Source organism: Cytophagales bacterium, assembly GCA_033344775.1.
In the GTDB taxonomy this organism is placed as follows: Bacteria; Bacteroidota; Bacteroidia; order Cytophagales; family Cyclobacteriaceae; genus JAWPMT01.
Map to the genome: position 1 here is coordinate 298,085 of JAWPMT010000002.1, position 14,662 is coordinate 312,746.

Annotated in this window: 13 protein-coding genes; 11 read left to right on the plus strand and 2 right to left on the minus strand. The window is 40.2% G+C overall.

What is annotated here, in order from left to right:
• Positions 1-41: 41 nt before the first annotated feature.
• From R8G66_05820 to R8G66_05840, 5 genes are all read left to right on the plus strand, one after another.
• The gene (locus R8G66_05820; protein ID MDW3191857.1) at positions 42-2,372 is read left to right on the plus strand and encodes an FtsX-like permease family protein; all 2,331 of its coding nucleotides are present in this window, start codon (positions 42-44) and stop codon (positions 2,370-2,372) included.
• A gap of 21 nt (positions 2,373-2,393) precedes the next feature.
• Positions 2,394-3,179 carry a class I SAM-dependent methyltransferase gene (locus R8G66_05825; protein ID MDW3191858.1) on the plus strand — a complete coding sequence of 262 codons (786 nt, stop codon included), beginning with the start codon at positions 2,394-2,396 and terminating at the stop codon, positions 3,177-3,179.
• 73 nt (positions 3,180-3,252) lie between these two features.
• Positions 3,253-4,092 (plus strand): cupin-like domain-containing protein, encoded by an 840-nt coding sequence (locus R8G66_05830; protein MDW3191859.1) that lies wholly within the window; start codon positions 3,253-3,255, stop codon positions 4,090-4,092.
• 47 nt (positions 4,093-4,139) lie between these two features.
• Positions 4,140-4,685, plus strand: a complete 546-nt coding sequence (locus tag R8G66_05835) for a 2OG-Fe(II) oxygenase (GenBank protein MDW3191860.1) — start codon at positions 4,140-4,142, stop codon at positions 4,683-4,685.
• A gap of 5 nt (positions 4,686-4,690) precedes the next feature.
• Entirely contained in the window at positions 4,691-6,022 is a 1,332-nt protein-coding gene (locus R8G66_05840) for a condensation domain-containing protein (protein MDW3191861.1), read from the plus strand.
• Positions 6,023-6,026: 4 nt separating this feature from the next.
• On the opposite strand, the gene acpS is transcribed toward R8G66_05840, so the two are convergent.
• A complete protein-coding gene (acpS, locus tag R8G66_05845; protein ID MDW3191862.1) occupies positions 6,027-6,404 on the minus strand; it encodes a holo-ACP synthase in 378 nt (125 codons plus the stop codon).
• A gap of 104 nt (positions 6,405-6,508) precedes the next feature.
• On the opposite strand from acpS, the gene R8G66_05850 reads away from it, so the two are divergent.
• From R8G66_05850 to R8G66_05875, 6 genes are all read left to right on the plus strand, one after another.
• The gene (locus R8G66_05850) at positions 6,509-7,777 is read left to right on the plus strand and encodes a cupin domain-containing protein (GenBank protein MDW3191863.1); all 1,269 of its coding nucleotides are present in this window, start codon (positions 6,509-6,511) and stop codon (positions 7,775-7,777) included.
• A gap of 15 nt (positions 7,778-7,792) precedes the next feature.
• Positions 7,793-9,517 (plus strand): ABC transporter ATP-binding protein, encoded by a 1,725-nt coding sequence (locus R8G66_05855; protein MDW3191864.1) that lies wholly within the window; start codon positions 7,793-7,795, stop codon positions 9,515-9,517.
• Positions 9,518-9,536: 19 nt separating this feature from the next.
• Positions 9,537-9,866: a hypothetical protein gene (locus R8G66_05860; protein MDW3191865.1), complete on the plus strand. Its 330-nt coding sequence runs from the start codon at positions 9,537-9,539 to the stop codon at positions 9,864-9,866.
• 161 nt (positions 9,867-10,027) lie between these two features.
• Positions 10,028-11,233, plus strand: coding sequence for a condensation domain-containing protein (locus R8G66_05865; GenBank protein MDW3191866.1), 1,206 nt, complete (start codon positions 10,028-10,030; stop codon positions 11,231-11,233).
• A 311-nt stretch (positions 11,234-11,544) separates the two neighbouring features.
• Positions 11,545-12,960: a trehalose-6-phosphate synthase gene (locus R8G66_05870; protein ID MDW3191867.1), complete on the plus strand. Its 1,416-nt coding sequence runs from the start codon at positions 11,545-11,547 to the stop codon at positions 12,958-12,960.
• Positions 12,961-12,979: 19 nt separating this feature from the next.
• Complete coding sequence (locus tag R8G66_05875) at positions 12,980-13,861, plus strand: glycosyltransferase (GenBank protein ID MDW3191868.1); 882 nt, start codon at positions 12,980-12,982, stop codon at positions 13,859-13,861.
• A gap of 485 nt (positions 13,862-14,346) precedes the next feature.
• Here the strand turns inward: R8G66_05875 and R8G66_05880 are convergent, their stop codons facing one another.
• Positions 14,347-14,514, minus strand: a complete 168-nt coding sequence (locus R8G66_05880; protein MDW3191869.1) for a hypothetical protein — start codon at positions 14,512-14,514, stop codon at positions 14,347-14,349.
• Positions 14,515-14,662 lie beyond the last annotated feature (148 nt).

A 14,662-nucleotide genomic window follows, 5' to 3' on the forward strand; every position in this document is an offset into this window, starting at 1 on the left:
AATTTTTCTTTCGATCCTTTTCTAAACAAAGGGTCTTATTTGTGATCAACATCCTCGGGCTATCAGTCAGTCTGTTTTGTTTGATCATTACCTACTTGTGGGTAAACGATGAACTGAGTGTAGATCAATTTCATGATAATGAAAATATCTATAAGATCATGCAGGAAATGCCCCGGGCAAATGGGCAAGTGGATATCTACCATAGCACACCGGCGCTGCTTGCACCAAGTTTAGCCAGTGAAAACCCCGAGGTTGAGTTCATTACCAGATATGTCGAGAATTTTGATGGGAACTATGTCATTTCATGGGAAGAGAAGGAAATACGTACTGATGGAGCTCATACAGACCCTGAGTTTTTGGATATCTTTTCATTTCCAATTGTCAATGGACCAAAGACAGAATTATTGTCCTCGCCAGATAAAGTAGTAATGGCACAATCTGTCAGCGAAGCCCTGTTTGGAGAAGCGGATCCCATAGGTAAGGTTGTAAAAATCAATGGGGCAGCAGGTGAACTGGTGGGTAGTTTTCAGGTGCAAGCTGTCGTCGATAGCAAATCTGCCAATTCTTCACTTCAGTTTGATTTTTTAATCCCATTTGTGACTCTGGAAAAGCAACACACATGGATCAACAAATGGGGAAGTAGTGCGATCAATACCTTTGTTACACTCAACAGTAATGCGTCAGCGCATCAGTTTTCTTCTAAAATCGTGGATTTTATTCATCAAAAGCAGGAGAGGAGAACGAATCGCTTGTTTCTTTACCCGTTTGAAGACTATTACCTCCATGCAGATTTTTCGGCAGGTAAGGAAGATCCTACAGGTAAGATTGTTTATATCAAGGCATTCATCATATTCGGGATATTCATTCTGATCATTGGCTGCATCAATTATGTGAATCTGGCTACCGCGGTTGCAAGTGACCGATCCAAGGAATTCGCACTGCGCAATATCCTTGGCGCGACCAAAAAGAACGTGATCATGTATATCCTTACAGAAGCATTGCTGCTTACGATAGGTGCACTATTCATTGCTTTGATCGTGGTATTACTATTCCTCGGTTACTTCAATACGCTGACAGGAAAAGACATATCTATTCAATGGTTTGATCCTAATTTCATCCTGTTGATTTTCGGTGGTGTGCTGTTAACTTCGATTTTATCAGCTAGTTATCCGGCAATTTTATTCACGAAACTCAATCCCTTACAAAGTCTTCCCGGTAACAATTTTGACGCAGGGAAGAAGAAAACCAGTTTTCGAAGTGGTCTGGTCATATTTCAGTTCTGCCTTGCTATTTTGTTGATGGTGATCAGCCAGATTGTGAGAATTCAAAATGAATATGTGATCAACAAGGACCTGGGATTCCAGTATAGAAACACAGTCGAGATTGTGCTTTCCGATCAAATTCGACAGAACTATGAGCCGTTCAGAACGGATATGATGCAATTGCCTTTTGTCAAAGGTGTCTGCAGGGCGGATTATGCTCCGTTCAATATTGATAATTCGAGTACTGATGCCTCTTGGGCCTGGAAAGATCCATACGAAAAATACAGTTTTAACCTGGTGCAAGTTGACCATGATTTTCTGGAGACCTTTGAGATCCCCATCCAGGGAGGTAGAGGTTTTTCACGGGACTATGGTTCGGATTCGTTGGCTTATGTGGTCAATGCTACAGCTGCCTCCATTATCATGGACGGTGAACCACTTTCCATGTTAAATAAGGCCATGACTTTTTGGCACGGCCGGGCGCCTGTAATTGGAGTTACTCAGGATTTTCACCACGAATCTTTATATAACCCCATTGACCCATTGATCCTCATGTTTGATCCTGAAGAGACAGCATATGCTTATGTCCGATTTACCCGGGAACCAGATAATGTGATGATTAATAGCCTCAACATTCTGCTGCGAAAGTACTCACCAGGTTATTCTGTAGACTTCTCTCTATTAGAGAATCGATATGAAAGTCTTTACAGTGGTGAGATGGTTGTAGAAAAGCTGAATAAAATTCTGGCGATCGTTGCTACGATTATATCCATACTCGGATTGTTTGGCCTTTCTCTATACAACACAAAGAAAAATGAGAAGTCGATAGCCGTACGGAAAGTGCTGGGAGCTGCTTCACACCAGATATTTTATGGTTTGATCAGAAAATACATGGTGATGATCATTGTTTCTTTCTTTATTGCTGCACCTGCTTCCTATCTGCTAAGCCGTCAATGGCTTCAACAATTTTACTTTCACGCGGAAATAGGACTGGGTTTATTCATCGCTATTCTGGTGATTATTCTCTCGGTGGCATTGGTAACTACTGCATACTACACCCTTCAGGCCATTAATAGAAATCCTGTCCATTCGCTTAAGGCGGATGATTAATGTCGAATTGTATTAACGACCATGAATCTTAGACTTACGATCGCCGACAATTTCATCAACCTGGGTAGGTTTATTTCGGAATCTCTCTCGGTAGCAGTACTGCGACCTGATGATTTGGTGAGCTTCAACGAACGTATCTACAATGATCAGAAAGTCGTTGATTCGTGGATTTCAGAAGATGTTGTGCTTCGTGGACTCTACGATTTCGAAGAGTATTTACTTAACACTGTCCCTTTCAGTAAAGGCGAAGTGCTTGTCTTAGGTGTTGGAGGAGGCAGAGAAGCCATAGCGTTGGCCAAACGTGGGTATCAGGTGACAGGTATAGACTTCATTCCTGAAATGGTAGAAGGAGCCAAAAAGAATGCTGAGAAATTTGGAGTTAGGTTAAAGGCGTTTACTGCTGATATAAGTGCTTTAAATTTCAAAAATTGTGAAGAGTATGATTTGGTATGGCTATCTACTAGCCTCTATTCATTGATACCCTCCAGAAAGAGACGAATTGCCATGTTAAGGAGTCTCAATGAGGCGATGAAGCCAGGTGGATATCTGGTCTGTCAGTATAAATATGAAGCGTCAAATTATCCACCTGGTCTATCGATATTTAGTAAATGGGTAGGACGTATAATATTAGGTAATATGAACTACCAGATTGGTGATGTGATCCATTCAGGTACCGAATATCAGCACTTCTTTCCTTCAATCGAATCTATCGAATCGGAATTTAGGGACGCAGGTTTTGAGACGAAAGACATTAAACTCTCAGACACTGTCCTAAAAGGACTGATCACGGTGTGTAAGCCTGAGTGAAGCGGGAAAGCAAATTTTTGGTCCAAAAAGCCTGGATACTCCGTGATTAATCTTAAGCACTAAATGAATTTCTATGTCATTAAATGAATTGACTAAACTCCCCTGGAGTCTGGAAGAGCTTGAACACATCGAGTCTTCTGGTGATATGGATAAGAAAACCTTTAACGAGAAGTACGGTTTCCCAGCCAAACCTGTAACTATTTCTGGAATTGATGCGGACTGGGTTCTCCCTGATAAGTGGAGTTTGCCCTTTCTGGAGACACATTTTGGACAATTCAAAGTGAAAGGTGAACGGGTCACTGAGACGGGATCTGAATATAAAGTTTTTGAACTTCAAGAATACTTTAGATACCTGGAGTCTGTAGAGGAGGAAGATCCTTATTATCTCAACAACATACATTTTCATGCTTATACCTCCATGAAAGATGATTATGAAGTGCCGGATTATTTCAATTGTTGGTATACTGAATTGCCTATTGAAAAAAGGAAATACAATTTTTCCTGGATTTATATCGGAGCAAAAAACACCAGAAGTGGGTTGCATCTGGATATTTGGGATACAAGTGCCTGGAATTATCTGATTACCGGAGTGAAGTTGTGGTTGTTTTTCGACCAATCCCAGTACCCTTACCTATATGAAGGTAAAGTAGATCCTTTTAAAGCCTCATTGGAGGATTATCCCGATCTGGCTAAAGCACGGCCTAAGTATTGTTTACAATACCCTGGTGATACTGTTTTTACTCCTTCGGGTTGGTGGCATACCATCCTTAACCTGGAGACGACTTTTTCGTTGACGGAAAACTTCATCAATGAAACTAATTATAAAAACGTGCTGGCCCATTTTGAAAAGAAAAAGTCAAAACAAGGTTTTGAGTCCATGAGCAAAATTGTCGAGGAGCACCTGACAATATAGCGGTAGGATCAATTCGAATTTTTTAAGGGATTAAATACGATATAAATATGAAAGTTTCTGAAAGAATTGTTTGTGGAAGGTCTGTTTTTGTAGTGGACGATGCTGTCGATAAGGACACTGTGGACGACTTTCACCAGATGATATCCGGTTTGCCTTATAGTCGGAGAGAGTTGGATGATGAGGATGATAAATACCCGATTTTCAGTGTCAACTTTCAAAGTGAAAAGTTTGAAACGCAGACTGAAGTTGGATTAATGGGAAGAAAACTGCTAGATGAGTTGAAGCCCCATCAGCATAAACTTTATAGAGCATACATCAATATGTGTCATTATGGAGACATGGAATACCCTCACCTTGATTGTGATGTGAAAGCAGATGATATCACTGTGCTCTATTACGCAAATACCGATTGGCATTATACCTGGGGAGGTGAAACTCACTTTTATGAGGATAATGAGGCAGTAACGAGCATCACACCAAGACCCGGTCGTTTTGTTCTTTTTGATGGAAATATTGAACATGTAGGTACTATACCCACAAGAATTTGTACTCAGTCTCGCTTCACTTTAGCGATGAAATACGCCAAAGCTTAGTCGAAATGGAATCCAATATTACCAGAAGACCTGACCAGTCAGGTTATCCTCTTTCACATCAACAAGTTCGCTTTACCGCTAACTATACTCCTGAGATGTTGAATAAGCATGTATTGCCATATTCAAGGGACTTCAATCATGCAATTGACCCGGGTTTACTGAATCAGGCTTATCAGCATCTCTTAGCTACGGAAAGATATTTCAGGATTACATTGAAATTCGAAAAAGGTCAAGGTGAGATTACCATCAAGGATAAGGCTAACGACGAAATTCAGTATGTGGACTTTAGCACACTAGGTAATCAGGCTGAATCTCAATCGGATATCTATTGTCAGGAAAATGAGTTGCCGATTCTTTTAGACCGTGCTCCGTTATGTAGGATGCATTTGATCAAGATAGCTTCAAACAGGTTTCGGATTTTTATTGTCTTTCATCATTTTGTCTCAGATACCGAATCATGCCATTTATTTCTGACAAAGTTGAGTGAAGTTTACAGATCATTGAAGCAGCAGAAAGAGCTTAATGATCACTCAGATTCAATTGATTATCTGGATTACATTCTTTGGCAAAAGTCGGTACCTCCTGAGGGGAGAGATGGAAAGCAAGCTGCCTATTGGAGGGAAAAGTTGTCCAAAAGTATCATCCCTGAATTGCTAATTGATTCAGAAGATGTATCTCATGTAGAGGACAGAAGGAGGAAATCCTTATTCGTGAGGCTAGATTCAGAACTTTCTTTCCAGATGGCAGACTATTGCAAAAAACAGGGTATCCTTCCTGTGACCTTTTTCCTGGGAGTTTATTTTTTGTCGCTTAGGGAGTGGACAGGGGCCGATGATATTCCGGTAATAACGGTGTATAAGGGACGACAGGAATCTCCTTTATTGAAGTCCGTACTGGGCTTATTTATCAACCTTGTGATTTTGAAACATCGATTTGATCAGGACCTGACATTCGTAAAATTCTTTCGGAAAGTGCAAAAAGAGTTGATGATGGTGCACAAAAACCAGGGCTATCCGCACTATCTGGTTGGTCGTAATTTGGCTGCACATACTGATTTTGCTTTTAACTTCTTGAATGAAAGAGGTTTTGATGATCTGGACAAACAACCAATGCCAAGAAAGGAATGGGAGTATGATAACAAACGTGGGGAGCTCTTTTTGTTCTCATTGATTGTTCACTTAAGTCATAATATTCGGCTAGAATTCCAGTATCCGCCTTTCAAGTTTGAAAAAGATACAATTACTCATATGATCCGAGGGGTGGAAGAAACTATAAGGATGGTATGCACACAGGATTGTGATCAAGAAAAAGAGCCAATGCGGGAAGTTGCTGTCTAAATGTTTATGAAAAAAGGACGGTAGCTACTACATAATTTTCTGAATGACTGAAAGATATATCCAGGGCTGAAAATCCTCGGGTATCGAATGCCTCTTGCGCTTTTTTATGAAGTTTTAGAGCAGGGAATCCTTCAGGAGCTTCTTTGACGACTTCAATGTGTTTCCATTGAATGCCGTCGTTCCAACCTGTTTTTAAAGCTTTCATAGTGGCTTCTTTCGTCGCATACCTGGCAGCAAGATGTGGAAGTGGTGAGGGTTTGTCCAAACAATAAGATCGTTCCTGATCGGTGAAAACTTTGTTAAGGAACTTATCGCCATGTTCATTCCACAGGCGCTCAATGGTGGCTATTTCTTCGATATCTACTCCGATGGAAAGGGTCATATAACTAGATCACTAAAATGTTCTGCTGGTCTTTTTGAAATGATTTTTAATCTCTCATAAAAGTGAAGTTGATAATTCTAAAAACCTAAAAATCTTCTTATAACATGTGGTACAATAGTAATGAAGTCGAAGTTTCCGATGCCTGGAATCAGATTGATGAAAAGAGTTCAGGTTATCAAAAAATCCATGTAGAAAAAGATCTTTTAAGCATGGAAGATATTGTCTCGATCAAGTCTGCTTTGGTTCGGGTATTGAGGAAGATTGAGAAACTACAAGCGTACAGTGATGGATTTAGGCTTTGGGTTTCGGAAGAAAGAAAGGACTTCAACTACATCCGAAAACTGATGAGCAAATCTTGTTCGAACCTGGATGCAGGGCTGGAAGGATGGGCAGAGCGAGGTTTTGGCGATGATCCATTTTGCCTGATCTTGAATTATGCAGAACGATTTGATAACTATTTCGCATCATTCTTTTCCAACATATTAAAACCCGTAATCGATAAATATGGCTTGCCGGTAAACGGACTGCATACTACGACATTCATTGGAAACTATGGTTACACGCCTATTGGCATCCATATGGATACAGCCAATGCTTATGTGTTCAGTTTTCACCTTGGACCGAATTATAAGGTAATGCATACCTGGGATACGAAAGTTTATGAAAGCATGGATCCCAAGGTCAATGAAACTCAGGTAAATCGGTTTTTGCCCTTTTCAAAGAAGCATGTATTAGGACCAGGAGACATGTATTTCATGCCCTGGGGTGTTTATCACCTTGGTGAAACACAACAATTATCTATCAGTGTAACAGTTTGGTTTGACAACCACCCTTCCAAGAAGGTCACGCTATCATTAATGGACGATTACCTTGAAAATGTACTTGCAGACAATCATGTGGTTCCGGAAGATCAGGTTAAAGAACACAACATAAAAGATAAGTTTAATCAGATGCTGAAAAGCTTACAATTAAACGACCATAAGTCTTCTATTGAAGACCTTCTTTGGTGTGCATTTGAGCAGCGAGTGAAGAAAAATTTTAGCAACGGAGGTTGGAGTCGAAAGCCTGTTTCTTTAAGCAATGAGAAAGAGAAGTCAGAGATTTTCCTTAGCAAAAAGACAAGAATACAATTGATTAGGCCCTTTTACCTGACTTACACTGTGTCAGGAAGTACAATGGTTCTATATGCCCGAAGCTTCGAGATCAATATGATTTATTCGGAGCAGCTACTGGATCTGATTCATAGACTGAATACATACGAGGTATTGAGTGGAGCTGACATCCAGGAGATTCTTATTGATTTACCTGGGAAAGTAGTGAATTATTTCCTGAGTGTACTCAATAACGCAAGAACAATCGAGCTGATCCAATAACCTTAAAAATCAACCATGAAGGACCAAATTATCCTAACCTTTTTAAGGTATTTAAAACCCTACACCTGGAAACTAGTCTTGACGTTGGGGTTGATATCTTTGGCCAGTTTCGGGACATTGGCCTCACCTTACATCCTAAAGGTAATTATCGACGATTTATTTCCGGCGGGAGATTACGAGGGCCTGTTGAATATTCTGGGGGTGCTTATCATCGTCAATGTCTTACGCATCCTTATCGAAATCATTTCTGATTACCTGCGCGATTGGATTGGTGGAAGAGTCATTTTGGATATCAGGAAAGACCTGTTTTCACATGTCTTACGACTCCCAATGAGCTTTTTTAATACAACTCAGAAAGGTGATATCATACAAAGGTTAGGCCACGAGGTAGATATCATAGAACGCGCTTTGACCAGCAGTGCCATACGATTTGTATATAATATCCTGACAATTATTGGATTAGGTGTGGCTCTTTCTATGCTGAATTTCAAGCTCTTTCTTTTATCGATTACTGTTATTCCCATTATTTATCTGACCATACGATTCTTTCAGATTCGTATACAAAAGGCAGCAGAGGTGCTACGGGAGAAGGAGGGGAGCTTTATCGCTTTCATGTTAGAGAGGCTCGAGAACATAGAGCTTGTTAAAGGTTTGAACCGGCAGAGTTACGAAGTGAATAATCTTACCAAACGCAGTTATACGATTATCGGTTTTAGTTTGAAAGAAACATTGCTGGCCTCTGGTAATGCAGGGATCATCACTTTCCTAATATCTCTGGCCCCAATCATTGTTTTTAGTTGGGGAGGCAAAGGAGTGATGACCGGAGCAATGAGCGTAGGAGCTTTGGTAGCATTTCTGCAATATCTGAACCGCCTGTTTTCTCCTTTCAGGGATTTAATGAGGCTCTATGTAGAATTGATACAGGCCAAATCCTACATGAAGCGGGTTTTTAGCTATTTCAGCTTGCCTACAGTTGAACCTGTCAACGCTATGAGCGGTCCTCTCGATTTGAAGGAGCACATCTTATTCAACAAAGTCAACTTCTCCTATAATGGAGAATCCTTGATCAGGGATTTCGATTTTCGATTCGAAAAAGGTAAAAATTATGTCCTGGTAGGTAAAAGTGGTGCGGGGAAAAGTACTTTAATGAAACTACTGGGTAGGTACTATACGCCTACGAGAGGATCGATCTATCTGGATGAAGCGGATCTTGAAAGCATGGATTCTTTTCAAATAAGATCTACACTTTATTATACCGGACAAAATCATCAGTTTTTCAACCATTCGATTGTAGAAAATATCAAATACGGAAACCTTAATTCCAGTGAGAAGCAAGCGAAGGAAGCTTCAAAATTGGTTGGAATTGATGGAGATATCATGAAACTGCCCCATGGCTATTATACCCCCATGGGGGACCAGGGAGTACGCTTGTCAGGAGGTCAGAAACAGTTGATAGCCATTGCGCGATCCTTATTAACTGATAGGCAAGTGCTGATTTTTGATGAAGCTACTGCGGCTCTTGATTCTCTGAAAGAAGAGAAATTATGGAAGGCCATCCTGAATAACTATCAGGAGAAGACAATTTTGGCGATAAGTCATCGCCTGAGTACGATCTTGAAGTTCGATACGATACTATGCCTACACGATGGGAAAGTAGTAGAGTGTGGAAGTCATGATCACCTTATTTCAAACAAGAATTATTACTATGAGTTGATGAAAGATCAACTCGTTTACGCTTAAATTTTTTAAATATCGTCAAATGAAAGACTTACAGAAAAGCGAGGAATTTCCGATAAAGAAAGATTCCCATACTGGTTCCTTATCGGTGGATGCATATCAGGGAAAAGATTTTCTTGGCATGTTAAGAGGATTGTTTGGGCTTGGTCAAGAAGAGACCAAAGAGGTCACAAAGGATCAGAGTGAGGAAGAACTTTTATCTCAAGATATTTCAAAAACGGTTGATCAATCCGGAAGTTTGACTGGGGACGGTATCGTTTCTAAGTCCAGAAAAGACCCAATGAATCACTTTGGGCGATATAGTGCTTCTGGTGATAAGTATTCAGATGGTGATTTTGATTTTTTATGGTAAACAAACTTTGAACCCATTGGGCCAACTTGATAACAACGCTCAGGTCATTAATAATTTCTATTGAAGTGAAACTTGAAGATGATTTGCGATGAGCGTTGTTGTAGGCCCTGAATTTCTCGGTATTGCCGTTCTTAGATCCCCAGAGGATAAAGTTGTAACCGATGTTGTCACCTAAGGAAAATGCCATTTTAGCCGTTCTTAGAGCGAAAGACCTGGGTACATCCCTGATCGCTGAGCTAAGGCTCAATGCCACAAAAGCCGATAAAGCATGTTTAGAACGGAGTTTTCGTATATTCATGACAAAGTGGGAAATATTAAGGAGCAGCTACATATGGAAGAAAGACGGTTACCACAGAAAGATCAGATCTGCTGAACAATTTCCTTTAGAGCACGTCCTTTTATCAAACAGTGAATCCATTGATGGTTTTGTAGAACAGGCCAAGCGAGAGATTGATCTTATGAATGGTGTGGTGAAGGGTTATCTGCTGTCTTCAGGAGATCAGGATTATCTCATGATCCTCATGCATCACCTGGTTTACGATACGCCTTCGCTTGACATAATACGACAGGAGATAAACACCATCTATAAATCACTCAATAAAGAAGAAGATACGCAACAGGATGTGATAAGTCTTGAAACGCGTTATTATCCGTATTTTGAGCAATGGCACCGTAAAAACATACGATCTGTTCAGTATTGGAAACAACGTCTGGAAAATGAAAATTGGAAAGTTTCCTTTAATCAGGATACGCCGGACAAATCTGAGACAGATCGAGGATATGCGTGCAGTACATTTATTCCAATCGATGTGGAAAACGCCAGAAAAGAGATGCAAGCTTATTCACTGCATTTAGCTGTTATTGCAGCTATGTTGGCGACCACCTCTGAATGCTCGGCCAATGAGCAATGTCTGGTTCGGTCGGTATTTAACTTGAGACATCTTACGAAAGAGGATTTGATTGGCCCACTGTTCAGTGAGGTATATATGCTGATCCCTATACGGCAAGATAGAGCGTTTAAAGATTGGATAAAGTTACTGCGACAGGAATATTTTAAAGCGTCTCGCAGGATCATATACGATGAGACTGAACTAGATGCTGAGGAGATTGTGAGTCGTTCGGTTTGGATTTCGCACAACCGCCTGGATGAGTCCTTTGAAGGTAAGTGCAATACTGAGGTGTCAGAGGACTGGACACGTTCGCCAATTATCATTTACGCCTACGAATATAATAACGGGCTATTGTTGCACTATTGCGCCAGTCAACGTCAAATGACTAAAAAGACACTACTTGCGTTTCAACAAAAGTGTAATGAACTGCTCTTCGAGCAACTAAGTTCGATCAAGGCATTAGAACTGATTGGATAGAAATAGAATTGCGTTTTAATGCAAGCGAATTCAACAAACTAAAGGCTACCGCTAAGAAAATTTTGACCCGAATACACTTGATGATGCTAGTCATGGATGTATGCTGCGATTCACATAACACCCGCAAGATTTCACTTCACGATTAGGTAGATCTAGTTTTTAAGCAGTGTGTAGCAAGTGCATTCACCTCCCTGGTTGATGTAATTATTGACGTTGATTCCAATCACAATTATTGTATTGATGTCCTGTCATATGAGGTTTTCCAAATAGTAAGAAATACGATTTTTTTAATTACCAAAAAAGATTAAAGCATGAGACAAAAAACAATTATAGTTTCTAACCGTTTGCCTGTGACGATTGAGCAGCACAAAAATGAATTTGAGGTACAGGCAAGTAACGGGGGGCTCATCAGCGCACTGGGATCCATCTACCCGGGAGAAGATAGCATTTGGATCGGCTGGAACGGAATAGTTGCCGATGAAGACAATAAAGAACAGTTAAATGAAATTGCAGCTGATCTTTCTGAGCAAAACTTGGTACCCGTATCACTTACAGAAGATCAGGTGGAGGGCTTTTATAATGGTTTTACCAATTCCGTGATCTGGCCTGTTTTCCATGATCAGTTATCCAGGGTATCAGCACGTGATAGTTACTGGGACACATATCTGGAAGTAAATGCGATCTTTTCTGATATAGTCGCGGAATATGCGTCCCCTGAAGATGTGATATGGATCCATGATATACAGTTGATGCTTGTTCCAGGTATGTTGAGAAGCCGAGGGTTGATGAATAAAATTGGGTTTTTCAGCCACATTCCTTTTCCTAAAGTAGAAACTGCGATACGAATGCCTGGCATTACCGCTTTGCTTGATTCCCTACAAAGTGCAGATCTAGTTGGCTTCTATTTAGATGAGTATATCCGAAATTTTAAGGACACAATAGCCTACTTTAATCCCCTCTATGATGCTACTGCAGATGAAAACAGCTCTAATGAATTTAGCGTTAAGGCTTTTCCAATGGGCATTGACTTTGATAAATACTTCGAATTATCCAGGACAGATGTTGTTAGACGTAAAGCCAGCCAGTTGCGAGGAGAATTTGATGTCGAAAAAGTGATCGGTTGCGTTTGCAGATTGGACTATACGAAGGGTATTCCCAATTTACTATTAGCTTATGAGGCATTGCTGTCGCGGCACCAAAATTTAAGGACCAAAGTGAAATTGGTGCTTTTATTGGTCCCTTCTCGCGAAGATGTAGTGGCGTATCAGGACATCCGAAAAGAAATATTTGCAAAAGTAGAACAAGTCAATGCTGATTTCGGTAGTTCAGGGTGGGAGCCAGTGAAGCTCTGGTATAAATCAGTAAATGATCAGGTACTTTCCAGTATATACAGATCCTGTGATGTAATGGTTATCCCTTCTCTGAGTGATGGCATGAATGTCGTGTGCAAAGAGTACGTGGCCAGTAGGAAAGAAAAAGGTGTTTTGGTATTGAGTAGATGGGCGGGAGCAAGTCAGGAGCTGAATATCGGAGCTTTGATCATTGATCCCTTTAATATAACCGAATTAGGGGATGCGATTTGGCGTGGATTGAAGATGACAGTGAACGAACAGAATCGACGGATGGGAATGATGCGAAGAAGACTTATTTCCAATAATGTGAATACATGGAGACGGAATTTTCTAACGGCTCTTGAAGAAAGAAAGGAATTGAAGTCAGTTAAGTGAGGTATAAAATATTCGAAACATGAGTGTTAGTTTAATCATACCTACCTACAATCGAGATGCTCTTTTGCGAACTACACTTCAAAGTGTAGTCGAACAAAACCTAAGTGATTTAACCTTGGAAGTGATTGTAGCCGATGATGGTTCCAGTGATCGTACGAAAGAAGTGATTGCCGAATATAAAGAAAGACTGGAGCTGAATTACCTGTTTCAGGAGAATAGGGGATTTCGTGTAGCCTCTGCGAGGAATATGGCGATAAAGGAGGCAAAAAATGAATTATGTGTTTTTATCGATGCAGGGATGGTCATTGCCCCTGATTTTGTGAAAAGTCATTACCAGGCGCATCAGGGATCACCCGAGGCCATAACGACGATAGGTTATATGTATGGGACAGAGCCGGATGATCTATATTTTCGAGAACAATTGAAAGCGCAGTTTTTCGATCTGGTCAAAGGGACCGCTAAAGAGACATTTGAACTCTTTAGAACGTCAGGACAGTTCTATGATGCTCGGGAACAGGATTATCAGTCCTGCCAGGATGAATTAAATGGTTTGCCAGCCCCCTGGGTACTCTATTGGACTTGTAATGTGGCTGCCAGAAGAGAGTTGTTGCTGGAGTTGGGCGGATTTGATACAAATTATGATGGTTGCTGGGGCATGGAGGATGTGGACCTGGGCTATCATATGTATTCCAAAGGGGTAGGATTTAAGCTGGTTCGGGGTGCCGAGGGTTTACATATTCCTCATAAGAAAAACCCGAAAGAGAGAGAAGTCCAGGAGATGAGAAATAAGCAATACTTCTATGAAAAATTTCCTGCATATGAAACGGAGCTATTACTCCATTGTGGTACACACGAATTAAACGATAAACTGGTGACAAATACGTCAACAGTTCCGATTTAGTGCAGGTTGACGATTTAGCGAAAATCCAAAACGCTGTTGCATAAGTGTAAACTGTTTTGAAATAGAAAAACATCTCAATATTAATTTAGGTAGTAGTCACGCCCCAACAAGACCCTCTGATTTTCGGAGGGTTTTTTTGTTAGTGGGAATTGGATTATTTATTAATTTATAATGATGGGATTTTCAGTCATTTGGTATTTTGAATGGTCTTAAAGAAATTTTATCTTCAATGTGAAGATGAAGTTCCGGTGTAATATGGATACGCACAAATTTCATAGTCATAGAAGCGCTGTGGGGAGATGGATTAATTGAAAACTATAAGGCAAAACAATAGGATATAAGAAGTAGTCGTTTTCCCATTATCTCACCAATTTAGATATTGACGAAATACTGATTCATTGGCTCTAATAGCGTTTTTTGACTGGTCGTCCTTATTCTTTTCTGCTCATTTTAGTTTGAAAAACTCAAATAGATCAAGTCTTTTGTTAGAAGGCAACTTCCACTTCCACTATTGCTTCACAGAAGAATTGATTGCTACGGGATTTCGCCCGATCCAATTTCTTGTCCTCAAAAATTCCAAATAAAAAAGCCTCAGAGAAATCTGTGATGAGATGGTCATCCGGATATTGAAAGGAGTTGTTGTCTAAGACCATGTTCATCTTCATTTGAAGGCTTCAGAATGAGTTGAATTAATGCGTCAAATCAAAGGGAGAAAAATTTAGGAGACTTATGGAAGAAGTTTTTAAGAAATCATCAACTACATTAAGAAACATCATTGATTTAAGTAAACCAATATCTTAG